Below are 17,580 nucleotides of genomic sequence, written 5' to 3'. Positions count from 1 at the left end.
GCAAGAATGAACCAATCTTGGAGGTCATTATGCTACCGGAACAACTAGATCAAATCGTTCAGACCGTCCGCGCCTTCATCCGCGAGGAGGTGATGCCGCTGGAGCCGGCCTTTCTCAACGGCTCATTTGCCGCTTTGCTGCCCACGCTGCAAGAAAAGCGGCGGCAGGTGAAAGCATTGGGGCTGTGGACCCCGCAAGTGCCGCAGGCCTACGGCGGCATGGGGCTGACGCTGCCCGAATTCGCCCGCGTCAGCGAGGAACTGGGGCGCAGTCCCCTGGGTCATTATCTGTTTAACTGCCAGGCTCCCGATTCCGGCAACATGGAGGTGTTGATTGAGCATGGCACGCCGGAGCAGCAGGCGCGCTACTTGCACCCGCTGGTGGCCGGGGAGATTCGCAGTTGCTTCTCCATGACGGAACCGGACGCGCCTGGCTCCAATCCCACCTGGCTGGAGACCACGGCGGTCAAAGAGGGCGACGACTACGTGATTAACGGGCGCAAATGGTTCACGTCGTCGGCGGAGGGCGCGGCCTTCGCCATCGTCATGGCCGTCACCAACCCGGAGGCGGAGAGCCGTCACCAGCGCGCCAGCCAGATCATCGTGCCCACGGACACGCCTGGCTTCCGCCTGGTGCGCAATATCTCCGTGATGGGGACGCCGGGGGCGGACCATGCCAGCCACGCGGAGATCAGCTATGAGGATTGCCGCGTGCCGCAAAGCAACCGACTGGGGGCGGAGGGGCATGGTTTTGCCATTGCGCAGGAGCGGTTGGGACCGGGGCGCATCCATCATTGTATGCGCTGGATTGGTATTTGCGAGCGGGCGTTTGCGTTGATGTGCCGGCATTCTCTCACACGGCAAGTCGCTCCGGGACGCTATCTGGGCGAACAACAAACGGTACAAAACTGGATCGCCGAAAGCCGGGCGGAGATCAACGCCGCCCGCCTCATGGTCCTCGACGCCGCCGAAAAAATCCACCGCCACGGCGCCTACGCCGCCCGTATCGACATCTCCCTGATCAAGTTCTTCGTCGCCAACACCTTGCAGCGCGTGCTGGACCGCGCCATCCAGGCGCACGGCGCATTGGGCGTCACCGACGATACGCCGCTGGCCTTCTGGTACGCGCACGAACGAGCTGCCCGCATCTACGATGGGCCGGACGAGGTGCATAAAATGAGCGTAGCCCGCCACATTTTGCGCGCCATGCGCGACGAGGCATAACGTATGCGCCAGAACGAGCAAGACACCATGCCCATGCGCCCCGACGAACGGCTGGATGAAGCGCGGCTGGCGGCCTACTTGCGCGGGCGCCTGCCGGGCAGCGACGAACCGTTGGCGGTGCGCCAATTCGGCGGCGGCAAGGCCAATTTGACCTACTTGTTGGATTATGGCGCGCGGCAATACGTGTTGCGCCGCCCGCCGCTGGGGCCGGTCGCGCCCTCGGCGCACGACATGGAGCGGGAGTACCGCGTCCTTTCCGTGCTGCATCAGGCGTTCCCCCTGGCCCCCCGCGCTTTTCTGTTTTGCGACGATGTGGCCGTGGCCGGCGCGCCCTTTTTCGTGATGGAGCGGCGCGAGGGCGTGGTCGTGCGCACGCAGATGCCCGCTATCTACGCGGCACGGACGGACGCGGCGCGCCGCATGAGTGAGACGCTCGTGGACGTGCTGGTGGCGCTGCAAGCGGTGGATTATGGCGCGTTGGGGCTGGCGGGGTTGGGGCGGCCCGATGGCTTTGTGGCGCGGCAAGTGGATGGTTGGTATCGGCGCTGGCAGCGGGCCAAAGTGGCGGAGACGCCGGCCATGGAATCGGTGTATACGTGGCTGCGAACGCACATTCCCCCCTCTCCCGCGCCGACGCTGGTGCATAATGATTTCAAACTGGATAATGTGATGTTGGCAGCGGATGATCCGGGTCGGGCGGTGGCGGTGTTTGACTGGGATATGTGTACGTTGGGCGATCCGTTGTGCGATTTGGGGGCGCTGCTGGCGTATTGGACGGAGCCGGACGACCCGCCCTATCTGCGGATGGTGGCGGCCAGCATTATGCCGCCGGGTGAGGCCGGTTTTTTGCGGCGGGCGGAGTTGGTGCGGCGTTATGCGGCCGTCAGCGGGCGGGACGTGTCGCACATTCGCTTTTATCACGCGCTGGGCGTGTTCCGCGTGGCGGTGATTCTGGCGCAAATTTATGTGCGTTTTGTGCGCGGACAGACTCAGGATAGCCGTTTTGCCGGCATGGGCCAACTCATCCCCCTCCTCGCCGAAGCAGCGGAGATGATTTGCGACGGTCGCCTGTAGTTCGCCTATCCCCCATGCTATAATCACCGCCTGACGGCAAGTAAACAACGGAGAAAAACACACATGACAACACGATTTTGGCGCGCGGCCCTCGTTGGGTTGCTGATTATGGGCGTAGGCATTTGGGGCTGGTGGGGATGGCGGCAGGCCGCCGCCGCGCCCACCAACGCGGCAGGGGGCGCGTCCCCTATCCTGTTTGTGCAAAATGTGGGTCAATTTCCGTCCGCCGTCCGCTTCCGCGCCGATGCCGGCAATCACACCCTCTGGTTCACCCACGATGCCATCTACGTAGACGCCCGGCGGTTCCCATTGGCGGCGACGCACATCACCCCGTTTGCCCCGCGCGACACGGTCGTTTCCTACTATCAAGGGGGGCGGCAGTTCGTGAATGTGCCCGTGTGGGGCGGGCTGCGTTTTGCCGGCGTGCAGCCGGGGCTGGACCTGGAAATGAGCGGCGCGGGTGGTCAGTTGCGCCGCCAATGGCTGCGCCGGGGGCAACCCGTGACGCTGGCGGCGGCGCAAGACCCGCTGGCGGCGTGGCCTCTGGCAACTGCGGTGACGCACGCGCCGGCGGATTGGCCTTTTAGTTTTAGCAGCTACCTGGGCGGGATTTACGCGGATGAGGGAGATGGCATTGGCGTGGATAGCGACGGCAACGTGTACGTGGGCGGCACAACCACGTCGCAGCCGTTCCCCGGCGTGGGACCCGCCGCGCCCGACCACGGCGTTGACGTGTATGTGGCGAAGTTCCTGCCCGATGGCAGTGATCTGGATTACGTCATCCATTTCAATCCGCCCAGCAGCGCGCCTGATTATGGTTACGGTTTTACGGTGGATGACATGGGCAATGCTTACCTGGCAGGAAGCACGGACTCACCTGATTTCCCGGTTACGCCTGGCGCTCATGACACCACGTACGGTGGAGGGAGTGATGGCTTCCTCATCAAAGTGGATGCAAGTGGGCAGGTTGTTTATGCGACTTTTCTTGGCGGAACAGATTTCGATCTGGCTAATGGCGTGGCGGTGGATGCAAACGGCAGGGCGTATGTTGTTGGCAGCACATGGTCCTCTGATTTTATTACGAACATCATTGGCCCTGCCGACAATCGCAGTCCATTCGTTGCTCGCATAAGCGCGGACGGCTCCAGTCTGGAGCGAGGGTTCGTTGTTGGGGGCAGTGGCATTGACGAGGCGACGGCAGTGGCCGTGGATGATTCGGGTTTCGTCTACTTTTCCGGTTGGACGAATTCGCAGGATATGCCGACCACTGCTGGTTCTTTCTCACCTACACCTTTTGGCGGTTGGGATGTCTATGTCTTTGAGTTAAATCTAAATGCCGGCACGGTGGTTTATGGCACATATTTGGGCGGTAGTGATGAAGACCGAGGGGCGGGGCTGGCCCTCAATGCCGGCGGCAACGTGTTTGTAACCGGGATGACCCGCTCGAGTGACTTCCCCACCAGTGCGGGGGCCTATGATCGAACGTTTGGCGGTGGAGATTGTGGCCTACCCTGCCCGGATGCCTTCGTCGCCCGCCTGAATGCGACGGGGTCGGCGCTGGTGTACGGCACGTTTTTGGGTGGATTGGGCAGCGACCAGGGGGCGGAGATCGTTTTGGACGGCCAGAACCGCGCCCTGGTGACGGGCAAAACGCAGGCGGCGGATTTTCCCGTGGCGGGAAATGGCTTTGATAATGCCCTGGACGGGATGCAGGACGCTTTTCTGGCGCGGTTGGACGCGGCGGGGCAGTCGCTGCTTTACGGCACGTACCTGGGAGGCGGCAACGTGGATGAAGGGTTGGCCGTGGCGCTGGATGGCGCGGACATGGTTTACCTGACGGGGCAGACGGATTCGGACGATTTTCCGACGACGGCGGGCGCGTATGATGAGACGCACAACAGCATTGAGACGGATGCGTTTGTGTTGAAGATGACGCTGGGGGCGGCGCCGACGCCAACACCCACACCGACAGAGACGGCCACAGCCACACCCAGCGCCACGCCAACGGCCACGGCGACGCCTGCGCCCACAAATACGGCGACGCCCGGCCCCTCTCCCACGCCTTCGCGGACGCCGACGGCGACGGCCACGCCAACGGTCACGGCGACGCCGACGGTCACGCAGACGCCGATGCCGTCAGCGACGCCCACAGCGACGCCGGAAGTGGAGAATTGGGATGTGTATATGCCGGCACTTTTCCACCTCGGCAACCCATAGCGGGTTCCAACAGGTTTTTGGCAATTTCCGCGGGGCTTCTTGTGCAGTATAATGGGGGAGTAGACGTGATGATAATCTGGAGGTCGTTATGCAAGCGGTTCAGGTTGAGTTGAACGAACAGTTGGTTGCTTTGTTGCAGGCCCTAAACCGGCCAGTACACGAAACCGCCCAAGAGTTGATAGTGATTGAACTGTATCGACAGCGACGTATTAGCAGCGGGAAAGCAGCGGAGCTGTTGGATATGTCAAGAGATGCCTTTATTGCGTATACTTCTCGACTAGGAATCCCCTTTTTTGATATGACGATGGATGAATGGGCGGCAGAGAGGCAACGATTGGAAATGATTCAATGACTTCCGTTGCCATTGCGGATGCCAGTTGTCTGATTGCGTTGCACCAAATAACAGCATTAGACATGAGTTCACTGAAAAACCGGGTTTTTCGATTGTCCGGCAAAAATTACCAGAGTGGTTCATGTGTAAAAACCCGGTTTTTGACCTTTCAGTCAATCTATGTCCCGCCCGCAGTTATGCAAGAAATCCGCACGGTTCGCCCGCGACCAGATTGGGTCATCGTGCAACCATTGCAACAGCCGCTCAGTGCTGATGTGTTGCGCGCTTCGTTGGGGGCTGGAGAAAGTCAGGTTATTGGTCTTGCCATAGAATTGACGCTAACGAAAAGAGATATGGTCGTCATTTTGGACGACTTACCTGCCAGACGCCTTGCGGAAGGTTTGGGGCTTTTTGTGCTAGGCACGTTGGGAATTCTGATGTTGGCGAAGAGGCGTGGAGTGATTTCAGTTTTACGCCCTTTGCTGGACCTCCTACGCAACCATGATTTTCGGATAGCTGACAATCTATATGAACAGGTGCTTAAGGGTAGTGGAGAATGGTAAACTGAACGGCTGAGGGGCAGCATTGAGCGCTCCTTCTTGCCGTGATGAAATGTGACGAATGATTTTTGCGCGCTTTCAGATGAGTTTGTCCGCATAGGCGAAGAGTGCCGGCATTCCTCCCGTGTGCCAGAATAAAACCTTGTGCCCGCGCCGGAAGGCCCCCCAGCGAATCAGGTCAACCAACCCGCCCATCGCCCGCCCCGTGTACACCGGGTCCAGCAAAATCCCCTCAAACTGCCCCAGCAAGCGCATCGCTTCCAGTTCCGTCTCCCCCATCACCGCGTAACCGCCCCCCAGATAATCATCATTCACTTCCACCTGGTCCGCGACCGACACCGTCCCCAGGTCCAGGTGCGTGGCCGTCGCCGTGGCCAGCGCCGCCACCTGCGTTTGCAGCGCCTGCGCCTCGTGGTCCACGCTGATTCCCAGAATTTTGCCACGGAAGCCAAAAACTCGCGCCCCCAGCACGATGCCCGCCTGCGTGCCGCCGCTGCTGCTGGCAAACACAATGAAGTCCACGTTGAGCGGCATCGCCGCCAACTGCGCCATCAGCTCCTCCATGGCCAGCACGTAGCTGGCCGCCCCGAAGACGTTGGAGCCACCCAGGGGGATGACGTAGGGTTTGCGCCCCATGGCCTTCACTTCCGCGGCCACGGCGGCCATCACTTCCGCGCCGGGGCGGTCATCGCACCAGTAGAGGTGCGCGCCCAGGAGTCGGTCCAGGAGGATATTGCCGGTGCTGGTGGGCGGCTCCGTCCCGCGCAGCACCAGGCTGCACCCCAGACCAAAATGCGCGGCGGCGGCGGCGGTTTGCCGGCAATGGTTGCTTTGCGGCGCGCCCGTCGTAATCAAATGATCGCACCCCTGCGCCAGCGCATCCGCCACCAGGAACTCCAGCTTGCGCGTTTTGTTACCGCCACCCGCCAGCCCGGTCTGGTCGTCCCGCTTGATGAACAACTGGGGTCCTCCCAGATGCCGTGTTAATCGTTCCAGTGGTTCCACGGGTGTGGGCAGGTGGGCAATGCGGACGCGATCTGGATACCTGGGGTTCATCAACCTTTCCTTGACGTAACTGCTAACGCTCTCTGGAGATTGGACCAATTTCACGCGCTCAGTGACTCTTTTCGCCAGAGAAAATGGGTCCAATCTGGCTCAGCAGTTACTCCTTGACTTGCTTTTGACCGCAAGCGACGCCGATGTTTACGAAATGAGGCGGACATACCTCATGGCGTTGATTTTAGAGCGCAACGGGGAAAATTTCAATGCGTCCGGTCAGATGGGGCGAAATGCCGGCACGCAAAAAAACGCGCACCTCGATACGTCATTCTCAGGATGCGCGACGTTCAGTACCAGACCGATTGGCAAAAGCGGGATGGTTTGTGCGTCATTCCTTTTTCAGGAATGTTTGCGGATTGAAAATCTCCAAGGTGGAGTTTACAAAGTCGTTTTCATTGCGGGTCACGATGACGGGATATTTTCCCGCTTTGCCGCGCTTTCTTGAATGGCATCTTCAAAATCAGCCAGGTCTGAGTGAAGCGCGTCTCTGATGACCTGCTTCTCCACACCAGCGACTTCTACATACTCCAGCAAACCTGAAATGAAATTCATGGCAGCCGCATGGCCTTTTGCTTTGCGAGTAATGTAATACAAATCGGTAATCTCGTGGCCGTGACGTACAGAGCGACATGTGCTCGTTCTGCCTCTTCGAACAAACTCATTGCCTGTTCCACAAATGGTTGGCGTTCCAGGGCAATGTCCAGGATGACGTTTGTATCAATCAGAATCTTCATCCATATTTTTCCTGCAAGTACTCGGCCTTCAGTTGTTCTGGATCAAACTCCTTGAGGAACCCGCGCCACTTTTTCAGAAATGTGATGATAGATGGGACCGGTGTGGGACTGGGTTCCGGCGGGTTTTCTGGACCGAGGACGATGAAGACTTCAACTTGTTGATTGACCCATTTGGCAATCCGCGGAATCTGGATGATGCCGTCTTCTTGTATGGTTGTTTGAAACTTGTAGGCTTCCATCGGTCAATGTTCCTTCGTGCCAAGATGGGTTCGTTCTCCAAGAATGAACCCATCTGTCCTAATACGATGGGCCGCCGAGAAGTCAAGGTCTTCTGCCGGCATGGGCGCGTCAGGCGCGCGGCTGCAGGCGCATGGGCAGGCCCCCTTTGGGCCGCAGCGTGATCAGCGGTTCAACTTCCACGGGAGCGGCGCTGACCGGCTGCCAGCGGTAACGCTGCACCAGCGAGGCGAGAATCAACTGCGCTTCGGTGAGGGCGAAGCTGTTGCCGATACATTGGCGCGGTCCGCCGCCAAATGGTACGTAGGCAAAGCGGGGACGTTCGGCTACCCGCGCGGGCGTGAAGCGTTCGGGATCGAAGGTTTCCGGTTGCGGCCAGAATTCGGGGTGACGGTGGGTGATGTAGGGGAAGAGGGTGAGGGCGGATTGGGCATCGACGCGGTAGCCGCCTACTTCGTCCGCCTCCTGCGCCCAGCGGGCGATGGCGTAGGCGGGCGGATAGAGGCGCATCGTCTCGTCAATGACCATGCTGGTGTAGGTGAGCCGTGGCAGGTCTTCCATGCTCACGGTTCGTCCGGCCAGCACGTCGTCAATCTCTGCTTCCAGGCGGCGGGCGACGTCGGGATGCCGGGCGAGCAGGTAGAGTACCCAACTGAGGGCGACGGCGGTTGTTTCGTGTCCGGCGAGCAGCAGCGTCATCACTTCGTCGCGTAGTTGCCGGTCGGTCATGGCGGCGCCGGTTTCTTCGTCGCGGGCCAGCATGAGCATGGAGAGGAGGTCGCCGTGGTCTTTGTTGTCGGCGTGGCGGTCGCTGATGATTTGGTGGACAACGGTGTCGAGGGTGTGAATGCCGGCATTTAATCTCCGCGTCGTGGGCACAAAAGGCATCCGCACCGTAAACGGGGCAAACGGCTGCATCGTCAGGCGCGTGATAATGTGGTTCACATCCGTGAACGCCGTCCCCACCGTGCTTGCCTGCCCCGTCAGGTCCATACTGAACAGCGTCAGGCCGGCGATCTCCAGCGTCAGCTGCGTCATCTCCGCGCTCACGTCCAACGGCTGCCCATCTCGCGCCGCCGTATGCCAGCGGTCCAGCATCCGCGCCGTGGCCTGCACCATCGTCTCGCCAAAGCTGGCGACACGGCGGCGGTGGAAGGCAGGCTGCGCCAGCCGCCGCTGTCGCCGCCAGAAATCCCCATCGCTGGTCAGCAGGCCATTGCCCACCAATGGCTCCATCACCTGAAACGTGGGGCTGGGCATCTTGGTGTAGTTGCGGTTGTTGTCCTGCAAAATGTGCTTGTAATGGTCCGGGTGGAAGAACAGGTAGCCATAGTAGTGCAGAAAGAAGCGCATCCGGACCGCATCGCCATACTGCCGGTGCATACGGATGACCGTTCCCAGCGAATCTTGCTGGAACTCGCGCACCGTACCCGTGACGAAGTGCCCCTTGGGGCCAGGCGGATATGGGCTGGCGGTAATCTGCGTGGGGGAAGGGGAAGTAAGCGTAGACATAAGATTCCTCGATGGTAGGTTGGCGGTTGTCCGTGGGTGGTGGACTAAACCGTCTCCCGGCAGGCGCGCCGTTTTCTGGACTGGAGCAGTCCCTCAGCGCGTCATGTATTCGTTGATGATTGCGTGGCTGCGTTATGCAGACGGCGGAAATTGCTTGTGAACAATTTCACAAAAAAGAATACAAAAATCTCCCGCGCTTGTCAAGTCATCAAATGGTCATTTGGTCAACAGCCAATGGCATACGAACAGCGCGCTTCCGCAAGTTGTTCCCAGACCATTGCTCGCTATTCTCTTCGCGTTTTGAAAAGGGAAAGGGGAAGAGGGGGAGGGAAGGCTAAAGCCTCAAACCGGCTTTGACATCGATCCGCCGGCCAAGACTTTTGTAGTCGGTCCTGAAAACAGACTACAAAAGTCTCAAACCGCCTTTGACATCAAGATTCTTTCGGATTTCGCGGGGTCTGCCTCACATATGGGCTTGGCGTCGAGGCTTCAGCCCGTTCTTGCGCACCTATTCCGGCTAAAGCCTCCACTCCCCGCGAGTGCCTGGAGAACCGGCTTTTGTCGTCCGGGGTCGGGGTCAGGCGCGTTGTTTGCGCCAGGCGAGGATGACGAGGGAGAGGCTGCCGAGCAGGAGCAGGGGGAGCCAGAGGGGGGTGGCGGGAATGCCGGCAAAACCGCTCAAACTCACACTCGTCGGCGCTTCCGGCACATATTGCAGCAAATAGAGACCGCCCGCCGTCGTGCTGACGCTGACGAAGTCATCCCACCACGGGTAATTACTCCACGACCCTTCCTGCGCGATACTGTTCGTCTCCGGCATCACGTCGAAGTAACCCACCTCCGTGAAGTCGGTGCCCGGCAGGTTGCTGATGTCCAGAATGTGCAGCCCCGCCGTCCAGTTGGTTTCATAAGCCAGATGGCCGACGATGTACAGGTTGTGGTCGCGCGAGGTGTTGTCGTGTTCGTAGTAGCCGAGATAGTGCGGGTTATCCAGGTCGGTGACATCAAAAGCGTAGGTGCGCGTGTTGATGCCCAAATTTTGCTCATCCATCGTGTCGCTGAGAAGCCAATACTTGCGATCTGCCGTCAGGGAGCCTTGATGCGCGCGCTGGATCGTGGGATAACCAAAGCGGGCGATGACGACAGGGTTTTCCTTGTCCGTTACGTCGTCAATACCCATGTCATCGTCGCTGCCGGTGAAGCAGATTTCGCGCCCGGTGTAATCGGCGTCCGGCCCGTCATACATGATGCATTCGCTGTCGGACAGCGGGGCGTCGTCCGTGGCCACGCAGCCGGCAAAGGTGGGATTGAGCGGGTCCTGGATGTTGACGACGTGGATGGCCGCATCGCAGGTGTTGGAGCGGAAAGCGTAGAGATAACCGCTTTCCTCGTTAATCCACAGGTTGTGGCCGGGGCCAAAGCCATCGTAGAAGGCGTCGGCGGTGAAGGTTTCCGGCGGGTTGGTCACGTCGCGCAGTTTCGTCAGGTCAAAGACCTGGACGCCGCTTGACGTGGGAATATCCGCCGTGATAAAGGCATAATTCTCGTAAACCTTGATGTCGCGCCACTGCGAAGCGCCGTCCGCCCCCATGAGCGTGCCCAGAAAAACGGGGCCGGTGGGGTCGGACACATCGATGAAGGTGGTTCGGTCCGAGATGCCAAAGACGACATAATCTTTGCCTGTATCCGGGTCCGTCCAGCCCCAATGGTCGTTGCCATGGAGGTCGGGATTGGTGACGCCCATGTCCGCCAGCGTGACCTGACCGAGCAAGTTGACGTTTTCGCAGGGGTAAATGTCCGCGTAGCCATCAACGCAGTCAACGCTTTGGGTGTTGGCGTGGGCGCGCCCGCCGACCAGCAATATGATGCCGGCCAGCACAATGATAAGGGCAAATCGGGGAACATGACGCATGAGAGGGAACTCCTTATTTATTTCACAAGAGATCAGGCCCGCAAGAAGCCGGGACGCAAAGAGCGGGACCGCAAAAAGCGGGGTCGCAAAAAGCGGGGTCGCAAATGAGGATGACGTGATTCTACTCCTCCTTGCCTTGCATGCCAATGGCGGCGGCGTGCAGCAAATGGCAATTTGGGGGACACCTGGCGTAGGGGGAACGGCGTGGCCTTTTCTTGTTCAGGCGGGCGACCTCTTCTCCGCGCTGTCTCACCTTTGTGTGACCCAGGGGGGCGAGACAGGCGGGAGACGAGGCGCCGGTCGGTATCCAGATGCTGCCCCGCCTGTTCCGCCCGACACAAGACCTGAGAAAATAAGAAAGGCTGGGTGGCGTGGCGGATGGTTGAATTTCGCCCTGCTTTGGCTATAATGCACGCCATGAAGACTTTGTTACGTTTTTCACACACTTTGTTCGTGCCTTTGATGTTGCTGTTGGTTGCCTGTGGCGCGCAAGCGTCAGGCGTTCAGGTGACGGACGTTTGGGGACGGCCTTCACCGATGATGGCGCAATCGGGGGCGTTTTATATGACCATCGAAAACAAGGGAGCGGAGGATGACGCGCTGCTGCGTGTGGAGACTGCCGCCTGCGGGGTGACGGAACTGCACGAATCGTCGATGGACGATGCGGGTGTGATGCAGATGCGCCCCGTGGAGGGGGGACGCATTGAGATTCCCGCGGGTGGCACGGTGACGCTGAAGGCGGGCGGGCTGCACGTGATGTGTTTGCAAATGCCGCAGGCGTTTGCGACGGGTGAGAAGATTCCGCTGACGCTGGTGTTTGAAAATGCCGGCACGCTCCCCATCGAAGCCGAAATCCGTTAACCCATGATCCCCCCTTTGCGCAGCGCGCCGGAAACGGTTTGGCAGGTGCGGCCTTCATCCGCGCCCCGGCTCGATCTGCTGGAACAAAGCTGGCTGCACAAAGGGATGTTGTGGTTCTACCGGCCCGCGGCCTGGACCTGGCCGCGGGTAGCCGCCCTCAGCCTGCTGCTGGTGTTCCTGCTGGCAGGCTGGTGGCGGCTTTTTGTCTCGCCGGACGCTGCCTGGCGCGCCGGCGGCCTCATGCTCCTTTTTGCCGCGACCGACGCGCTGTGGTTGGCGTCGCTGCCGCGTCTGGGCATCTCCTGGGGCGAATGGCGTTCCCACCTCTTTGTGCTGGCGACGCCGCGCCTGTTTCTGGCGGCGGCGCTGGCGTTCCTGGCTCACTGGCTGCCGAATGGGGCCTTGCTCCTTTTGGCCGCCGTGCAGTTAACGGGGACGCTGCTCCTCATTTGGGGGACGTGGATTGAACCACATCGCCTGTCGCTGACCCGGTTGCATGTGCCGGTTGCCGGCATTCACGCCCCCCTCCACATTCTACACGTCAGCGACCTGCACGTGGAACGATTCTCGCGGCGGGAGCAGCGCGTCCTGGAGCTGGCGCGCCAGGCGAACCCGGACCTGATCCTGATCACGGGGGACTATCTCAACCTGTCGTATGTGCATGACGCGGCGGCGCAGGCGGCGTCGCGCCGGGTGCTGCGCCAGTTGCGCGCTCGGTTGGGGGTTTTTGCTACGCTGGGGAGTCCGCCGTTGGATGTGCGGGAGATAATGCCGGCATTTTTCCACGACCTCCCTATCCACCTGCTGCGCCACCAGGCCCGCCTCCTCGACCTCGGTGACGGCCGGCAGTTGGCGCTTCTGGGCATTGATTGCAGCCACGATCTCCCCTACGACGCGGCCATTTTGCAGGAATTGACCGCGGCCTTGCCCCCCGCCGTTCCCCGCATTCTGCTTTATCACTCACCCGAACTCATGCCGGAGGCAAATGCCGGCAACATTGACCTCTACCTCTGCGGCCACACCCACGGCGGCCAGATTCGCCTCCCCTTCTACGGCGCGCTCCTCACCAGTTCGCAGTTGGGCAAACAATACGAAATGGGGCACTATCAGGCCGGGCGCACCCACCTCTACGTCAGTCGCGGCATCGGCCTGGAAGGATTGAGCGCCCCCCGTGTGCGCTTCCTCTGCCCTCCCGAAATCACCCTGATAACACTCCACCCCGCCTGACGTCCTCCCCTGCCGCTATGCGCACGTCTTGGACGCCAGCCAGTTCAGCAGCAAAAAGCAGCAAACCACAAACGGGAAAACGCCATACAGCGTATCGCTGACGGAGTGCGAATGGCTATCCACGGCCACGAAGACCTGGACGCAGAAAGCCAGAGCCACCAGCGCCGCCACATACCCTTGCCAGGAAACCGGGCGGTAAACCCACCCCCATGCTTTGAACCACGACTGCTTCATATCATCGCCTCGCTTTGCCCCGATCCGGGCATATCCTGGAGAACATCGGGAAAAACCGGTTTCCGGGCATTGCGCGTAATGGCGCCCAGGGAGAGGAAACCGGGTTGTCTGGTAACGTCGTCCTTTAGACAGCCAGAGCTTCATCCTGGAGCAGACGGTCCCTTGTGCCCTCATCTGCCCATAATCGTACTCCTTTCAGAGCGCGAGTTCAAGCACTCGGACAGTGGCTACTGGCGGCGGCGATAACTTACCAGCCGCCGTCGCAGCATATCGGTTGCCGGCGGCACTTCCGCCGGCGGTGTCAGTTCGCCGCGCAAATTCTCCTGCACCAGCCGCCGCACCTGCGTGGGTGTATACCCTTTCGCAAAAAGATAAAACAGCTTCGTCAGCGCCGCTTCCGCCGTCATATCGTAGCCGCTGACCACCCCCACATCCAGCAGCGCCCGTCCCGTGGCATACAGCCGCAGGTCCGCCGAACCGCGCAGCGGTTGCGCCACGTCCACGATGACCACCCCCTGCTCTGTTGCCGCCGCCAATGCCTGCATAAATGGGCGATTGTGCGCGGGTGCGTTCCCCGCGCCGAAGCATTCCAGCACGACCCCTTGCACCGGCGGGGCCAAAATCGTGCTGAGATATTCCGCCTTCAGTCCGGGAAAGAGGCGAAACGCGGCCACGACCGCATCCCCAATCTGTACGACGGTCGGCGGATCGGTGGTCTCGTCTATCGTGCCCGGCGCGTTGGCTAACTCCCAATCGATCTCGAAGTTGATGCCCGCCAGGCCCACGGGGGGAAAGTTGGGCGAGGCAAAGGCGGCAAAAGCGTCGGTGTCTACTTTTACAGTGCGGTTGCCGCGGAACAGGTTGTTGTGGAAATAGAGAAAAACCCCGGCCAGATGGCGGTGATATTTTCCCAGGATCATGAGGGAGGAGAGTAGATTTTCCAGGGCGTCGCTGCGCGGTTCCGCCAGGGGAATTTGTGAGCCGGTGAGGATGACGGGCTTACCCAGGTTTTCTAGCATGAAAGAGAGGGCGGAGGCGGTGAAGGACATGGTGTCCGTGCCGTGCAGGACGAGGAAACCGTCGTAATGCTCGTAGTGGGCGTAGATAACGCGGGCGATTTCTCCCCAGTTGGCGGGCGTCATGTTGGCGCTGTCCAATAGCGGTTGGAACTGGTAAATGTCGTAGTGGGGGATGGCTTCGGCTTGAAACTGGGGTATGTGCGCCATCAGGTGTTGTAAGTAACCGGGGATAGGTTGATACCCGTTGGCCGTTTTTTTCATGCCGACGGTGCCGCCGGTGTAGGCGATGAAGATGCGTGCTTTGTTACTGGACATGTGCGCTGGTCCTTGTTGCGTGTGGGGCAGGGGAAATGCCGGCATCAACCACCCCACCCACGACCAGAACGAGTATAATCAGGCAGTCGGCGCGGCAGTTGCGGAATGCCGGCAAGTATAACAGGCACAGCCCACTCCTGAACAAAAACCCGTCGTTTTCCATCACCACCATGAGCAGCCAGAGCAGACAAACGCTTTCCCTTGCCGAATATACCCCCCACTTCCTGCCGGCCCACCAACTCCCGGAGGCGTTGGGAACCCGCTTGTGGCAGCAGTACGGGCGGCAAATTTCCGTGGAATTTCCCTCGCCGAAAACGGGTGGGCAGTGGCGGCTCACCTCACTGGGGTGGGTCGGGCACATTCCCCTGCATCCCGATTTCCATCTGCGCTTGCAACCGAAAACACCCCTGGCAAACCTGTTCGGCATGATGACGTATGCCTACAGGCTGCGAAGCTGGCGCTGGTTGGACGGATTGACCACCAGCGCCTCGCTGCCGGAATTTTATGAGCAGTTGGCCCGGCTGCTGGCGGAGCGCGTACTGCTGCGGGCGCGGCAAGGATTGCGCCGCGATTATGTGTCGCGGGAAGCCTCGCTGCCGTTCCTGCGCGGGCGGCTGAACCTGGCGGCGGCACTGCGGCAGCCGCCAGCGGTCACGCTGCCTTGCCGCTACCAGGAGCAAACGACGGACACGACGGACAACCAGATTCTGGCCTGGACCTTGTGGCTCGTCGCGCACAGCCCGCTGCTGAGCGACTCCACACGCCTGCTGCTACGGCGCGCCTTCTGGACGCTGCATGGATTGGTGCGTTTGCGCCCGGTGTTGCCGTGGGAATGCCTTGACCGCCCTTATGACCGCCTCAATTTGGACTACGCGCCGCTGCACGCCATTTGCCGCTTTTTCCTCACGCACACGGGACCCGACCACCAGAGTGGAGGGGAACCGATGTGGCCTTTCCTGGTGGACATGGCCCGCCTATACGAGCTGTTCGTGGCCGAATGGTTGCAGGCGCATCTGCCCGCCGCCTACACGCTGAAGGCGCAGGAGCAGGTCAGCTTTGATGACGGTGCGCTTCGTTTACGGATTGACCTGGCTCTCTATCATGCCGCTGGCGCGTCGCCCCTGGCCGTGTTGGACACGAAATACAAGCTGGCCGCGCAACCGACGGCGGAAGACGTGACCCAGATTGTCGCTTACGCCCAAGCAAAACAATGCGCGCAGGCCATCCTCATCTACCCCGCTCCCCTGGCGCGCCCCTTTCACATCCGGGTTGGTCAGGTGCAGGTGCGCGCGCTCCCCTTTGCCCTGGATGGCGATCTGGAAGCGGGAGGAGAGTGGCTCCTGGCGCAGCTTGCGCTTGTCTGAGGACCGGTAGTGGTATAATGAATGCAACTGAACAGGCGTACCGCGCCGCCGGCGGTCGTTTGTTTTCACAGGTGCGACGGCAAGGGCATCGCACGTGACAAGGACGAGTGGCTTACTATGACGCATCCCATCATCGGCTGGGAGCGGGAAACACCCGTTCCCGACGGCCATCGCTTCAATGATTACTTGCACGTGGTACAGGGGGAACTCCATTTTGGCGGCGTCAATCTGGCGCAGCTTTTCCTCAAAGATCGCAACGCCGTTGAGGGGCCGGCATTTCCGGGAATTGGGAAATCATTGCCCAGCCCGTTGGAAATCGTCTACCTGCCCAAGATTCGGGAGCGCATTGCGGCAATGCAGGCGTTTTTTGCGCAGGCGCGCGCCGAATTGGGCTACGCCGGCCAGTTTCATTACGCCTATGCCTCCAAAGCGAACGCGGCGGAGGAGGTAATCCGTACCACGTTGGGCGCGGGGGCCAATCATGAGATGTCGTCCGTGGTGGATGTGGCAATTGCCTTCCTCATGATTGAGCGCGGACTGCTGACACCGGATCGTTTCGTTATCTGTAACGGCTTTAAGGCGGCGGGTACGGATTATGCGCAAAGCATACTCAACCTGCGCCGGGCGCATGAGCGGCTGATCCCGGTCATTGAGGACCTGGGCGAATTGCCGCCACTGGTATCGTCGGAGCAGCGGTTTCAGGTCGGGCTGCGGCATAAGACGTATGGCCCACATGCGGACGCGGCGGAGATGGATGCGTATGATTCTCGCTTTGGGCTGGATAATGAGATGCTGTGGCGGGCGGCCAGTTATGTGACGGCGGCGCCGAATCTGACGCTGCGGTTGTATCATGGCATGGTGGGTAGCCAGTTGACGGACCCGGAGGAGTTCATCCGGCGGTTGACGCCGCCGCTAGAGATGTTTGCGCGGCTGCGGCAGCGGTATCCGTCGTTGTCGATATTCAATTTTGGCGGGGGAATGCCGGCACCGATGACGCTGGACTTTGATTTTGACTATCTCGACTTCGTGCGCCGCCTCCTGCGTACCTCCCAGGAGATTTGCGACCGGTATGGCGTGCCCGTGCCCGACATCATGGGCGAATTTGGCCGTTACACCACCACTGAACATGGCGCGCACCTGTTCAAGGTGATCACGGTCAAAGAAAACAACTCCCCGTATCCGTGGTACATCATCGACGGCTCCATTATGACCTCGTTTCCGGACAGTTGGGCCTTGGGAGAGCATTTCATTGTTCTTCCCCTGACCCATCTGGACAAACCGTTCCAGCGGGTGCAACTTGGTGGCCTCACGTGTGATAGCGACGATATCTATCCACCCAAACACAGCCACTCTCCCCTCTACCTACCCGTGGAAACGGACGACCTCTACCTGGGGTTCTTTGGCATTGGCGCTTATCAGGAGATGCTGGGTGGGGTGCGGGGCAGCAAACATTGCGTTTTGCCCGAATCAGATGAATTGATCGTGGACCAGGACGAAAATGGTCGCTACCATTTTGAACGGGTCGGCGGCCAGTCTTTTGATGAGGTACTGCGCAACCTCGGCTTCATCAAGTAGAAGGCGGGTGGCGGAAAGCAGAAGGCGAAGGGGGCTGCCGATTGTCGGAAAGACGACAGGCCCGGATTGCGACGCCCCACCATTTCCCACGTAATTTGTAGTAAGACGCCCGTCGTAAGGCGGGTG

Annotated in this window: 17 protein-coding genes; 9 read left to right on the top strand and 8 right to left on the bottom strand. The window is 60.3% G+C overall.

Annotated elements, in window-relative coordinates:
* Nucleotides 1-29 precede the first annotated feature (29 nt).
* From H6650_09595 to H6650_09575, 5 genes are all read left to right on the top strand, one after another.
* Entirely contained in the window at nucleotides 30-1,223 is a 1,194-nt protein-coding gene (locus H6650_09595; GenBank protein ID MCB8952251.1) for an acyl-CoA dehydrogenase family protein, read from the top strand.
* Nucleotides 1,224-1,226: 3 nt separating this feature from the next.
* Complete coding sequence (locus H6650_09590; GenBank protein MCB8952250.1) at nucleotides 1,227-2,297, top strand: phosphotransferase family protein; 1,071 nt, start codon at nucleotides 1,227-1,229, stop codon at nucleotides 2,295-2,297.
* A 63-nt stretch (nucleotides 2,298-2,360) separates the two neighbouring features.
* Entirely contained in the window at nucleotides 2,361-4,514 is a 2,154-nt protein-coding gene (locus H6650_09585; GenBank protein ID MCB8952249.1) for an SBBP repeat-containing protein, read from the top strand.
* An 88-nt stretch (nucleotides 4,515-4,602) separates the two neighbouring features.
* On the top strand, nucleotides 4,603-4,866 hold the full coding sequence (locus tag H6650_09580; protein ID MCB8952248.1) for a UPF0175 family protein: 264 nt from the start codon (nucleotides 4,603-4,605) through the stop codon (nucleotides 4,864-4,866).
* On the top strand, nucleotides 4,863-5,408 hold the full coding sequence (locus H6650_09575) for a DUF3368 domain-containing protein (protein ID MCB8952247.1): 546 nt from the start codon (nucleotides 4,863-4,865) through the stop codon (nucleotides 5,406-5,408). The genes H6650_09580 and H6650_09575 overlap by 4 nt, the downstream gene beginning before the upstream one ends.
* 75 nt (nucleotides 5,409-5,483) lie before the next feature.
* Here H6650_09575 and H6650_09570 read toward each other — a convergent pair whose 3' ends face one another.
* From H6650_09570 to H6650_09545, 6 genes are all read right to left on the bottom strand, one after another.
* Complete coding sequence (locus tag H6650_09570; protein ID MCB8952246.1) at nucleotides 5,484-6,461, bottom strand: D-cysteine desulfhydrase family protein; 978 nt, start codon at nucleotides 6,459-6,461, stop codon at nucleotides 5,484-5,486.
* A 405-nt stretch (nucleotides 6,462-6,866) separates the two neighbouring features.
* Nucleotides 6,867-7,016 (bottom strand): hypothetical protein, encoded by a 150-nt coding sequence (locus H6650_09565; protein ID MCB8952245.1) that lies wholly within the window; start codon nucleotides 7,014-7,016, stop codon nucleotides 6,867-6,869.
* Nucleotides 7,013-7,198, bottom strand: coding sequence for a hypothetical protein (locus H6650_09560; protein MCB8952244.1), 186 nt, complete (start codon nucleotides 7,196-7,198; stop codon nucleotides 7,013-7,015). The genes H6650_09565 and H6650_09560 overlap by 4 nt, the downstream gene beginning before the upstream one ends.
* A complete protein-coding gene (locus H6650_09555; GenBank protein MCB8952243.1) occupies nucleotides 7,195-7,437 on the bottom strand; it encodes a hypothetical protein in 243 nt (80 codons plus the stop codon). The genes H6650_09560 and H6650_09555 overlap by 4 nt, the downstream gene beginning before the upstream one ends.
* 109 nt (nucleotides 7,438-7,546) lie before the next feature.
* Nucleotides 7,547-8,947, bottom strand: a complete 1,401-nt coding sequence (locus H6650_09550; GenBank protein MCB8952242.1) for a cytochrome P450 — start codon at nucleotides 8,945-8,947, stop codon at nucleotides 7,547-7,549.
* 577 nt (nucleotides 8,948-9,524) lie between these two features.
* Nucleotides 9,525-10,859 carry a choice-of-anchor B family protein gene (locus tag H6650_09545; protein ID MCB8952241.1) on the bottom strand — a complete coding sequence of 445 codons (1,335 nt, stop codon included), beginning with the start codon at nucleotides 10,857-10,859 and terminating at the stop codon, nucleotides 9,525-9,527.
* A 417-nt stretch (nucleotides 10,860-11,276) separates the two neighbouring features.
* On the opposite strand from H6650_09545, the gene H6650_09540 reads away from it, so the two are divergent.
* Together H6650_09540 and H6650_09535 are read left to right on the top strand one after the other, a co-directional pair.
* The gene (locus tag H6650_09540; protein MCB8952240.1) at nucleotides 11,277-11,720 is read left to right on the top strand and encodes a copper chaperone PCu(A)C; all 444 of its coding nucleotides are present in this window, start codon (nucleotides 11,277-11,279) and stop codon (nucleotides 11,718-11,720) included.
* Nucleotides 11,721-11,723: 3 nt separating this feature from the next.
* Nucleotides 11,724-12,947, top strand: a complete 1,224-nt coding sequence (locus H6650_09535; GenBank protein ID MCB8952239.1) for a metallophosphoesterase — start codon at nucleotides 11,724-11,726, stop codon at nucleotides 12,945-12,947.
* A 15-nt stretch (nucleotides 12,948-12,962) separates the two neighbouring features.
* Here the strand turns inward: H6650_09535 and H6650_09530 are convergent, their stop codons facing one another.
* Together H6650_09530 and ansA are read right to left on the bottom strand one after the other, a co-directional pair.
* Nucleotides 12,963-13,181: a hypothetical protein gene (locus H6650_09530; GenBank protein MCB8952238.1), complete on the bottom strand. Its 219-nt coding sequence runs from the start codon at nucleotides 13,179-13,181 to the stop codon at nucleotides 12,963-12,965.
* Between the two features lie 227 nt (nucleotides 13,182-13,408).
* Entirely contained in the window at nucleotides 13,409-14,515 is a 1,107-nt protein-coding gene (gene ansA, locus H6650_09525) for an asparaginase (protein MCB8952237.1), read from the bottom strand.
* Nucleotides 14,516-14,550: 35 nt separating this feature from the next.
* Here ansA and H6650_09520 point away from each other — a divergent pair, with 35 nt between their 5' ends.
* Both H6650_09520 and H6650_09515 read left to right on the top strand, forming a co-directional pair.
* Complete coding sequence (locus H6650_09520; GenBank protein ID MCB8952236.1) at nucleotides 14,551-15,879, top strand: restriction endonuclease; 1,329 nt, start codon at nucleotides 14,551-14,553, stop codon at nucleotides 15,877-15,879.
* Nucleotides 15,880-15,996: 117 nt separating this feature from the next.
* Complete coding sequence (locus H6650_09515; protein ID MCB8952235.1) at nucleotides 15,997-17,454, top strand: arginine decarboxylase; 1,458 nt, start codon at nucleotides 15,997-15,999, stop codon at nucleotides 17,452-17,454.
* Nucleotides 17,455-17,580: the final 126 nt, after the last annotated feature.

It is taken from the genome of Ardenticatenales bacterium (assembly GCA_020634515.1).
GTDB lineage: Bacteria > Chloroflexota > Anaerolineae > Promineifilales > Promineifilaceae > JAGVTM01.
This window is presented reverse-complemented; position numbering and strand designations above follow the sequence as displayed.

Coding starts and splice junctions, on each gene's coding strand:
- H6650_09595 (MCB8952251.1), top strand. CDS start 30: ATGCTACCGGAACAACTAGATCAAATCGTTCAGACCGTCCGCGCCTTC.
- H6650_09590 (MCB8952250.1), top strand. CDS start 1,227: ATGCGCCAGAACGAGCAAGACACCATGCCCATGCGCCCCGACGAACGG.
- H6650_09585 (MCB8952249.1), top strand. CDS start 2,361: ATGACAACACGATTTTGGCGCGCGGCCCTCGTTGGGTTGCTGATTATG.
- H6650_09580 (MCB8952248.1), top strand. CDS start 4,603: ATGCAAGCGGTTCAGGTTGAGTTGAACGAACAGTTGGTTGCTTTGTTG.
- H6650_09575 (MCB8952247.1), top strand. CDS start 4,863: ATGACTTCCGTTGCCATTGCGGATGCCAGTTGTCTGATTGCGTTGCAC.
- H6650_09570 (MCB8952246.1), bottom strand. CDS start 6,461: ATGAACCCCAGGTATCCAGATCGCGTCCGCATTGCCCACCTGCCCACA.
- H6650_09565 (MCB8952245.1), bottom strand. CDS start 7,016: ATGAATTTCATTTCAGGTTTGCTGGAGTATGTAGAAGTCGCTGGTGTG.
- H6650_09560 (MCB8952244.1), bottom strand. CDS start 7,198: ATGAAGATTCTGATTGATACAAACGTCATCCTGGACATTGCCCTGGAA.
- H6650_09555 (MCB8952243.1), bottom strand. CDS start 7,437: ATGGAAGCCTACAAGTTTCAAACAACCATACAAGAAGACGGCATCATC.
- H6650_09550 (MCB8952242.1), bottom strand. CDS start 8,947: ATGTCTACGCTTACTTCCCCTTCCCCCACGCAGATTACCGCCAGCCCA.
- H6650_09545 (MCB8952241.1), bottom strand. CDS start 10,859: ATGCGTCATGTTCCCCGATTTGCCCTTATCATTGTGCTGGCCGGCATC.
- H6650_09540 (MCB8952240.1), top strand. CDS start 11,277: ATGAAGACTTTGTTACGTTTTTCACACACTTTGTTCGTGCCTTTGATG.
- H6650_09535 (MCB8952239.1), top strand. CDS start 11,724: ATGATCCCCCCTTTGCGCAGCGCGCCGGAAACGGTTTGGCAGGTGCGG.
- H6650_09530 (MCB8952238.1), bottom strand. CDS start 13,181: ATGAAGCAGTCGTGGTTCAAAGCATGGGGGTGGGTTTACCGCCCGGTT.
- ansA (MCB8952237.1), bottom strand. CDS start 14,515: ATGTCCAGTAACAAAGCACGCATCTTCATCGCCTACACCGGCGGCACC.
- H6650_09520 (MCB8952236.1), top strand. CDS start 14,551: ATGCCGGCATCAACCACCCCACCCACGACCAGAACGAGTATAATCAGG.
- H6650_09515 (MCB8952235.1), top strand. CDS start 15,997: ATGACGCATCCCATCATCGGCTGGGAGCGGGAAACACCCGTTCCCGAC.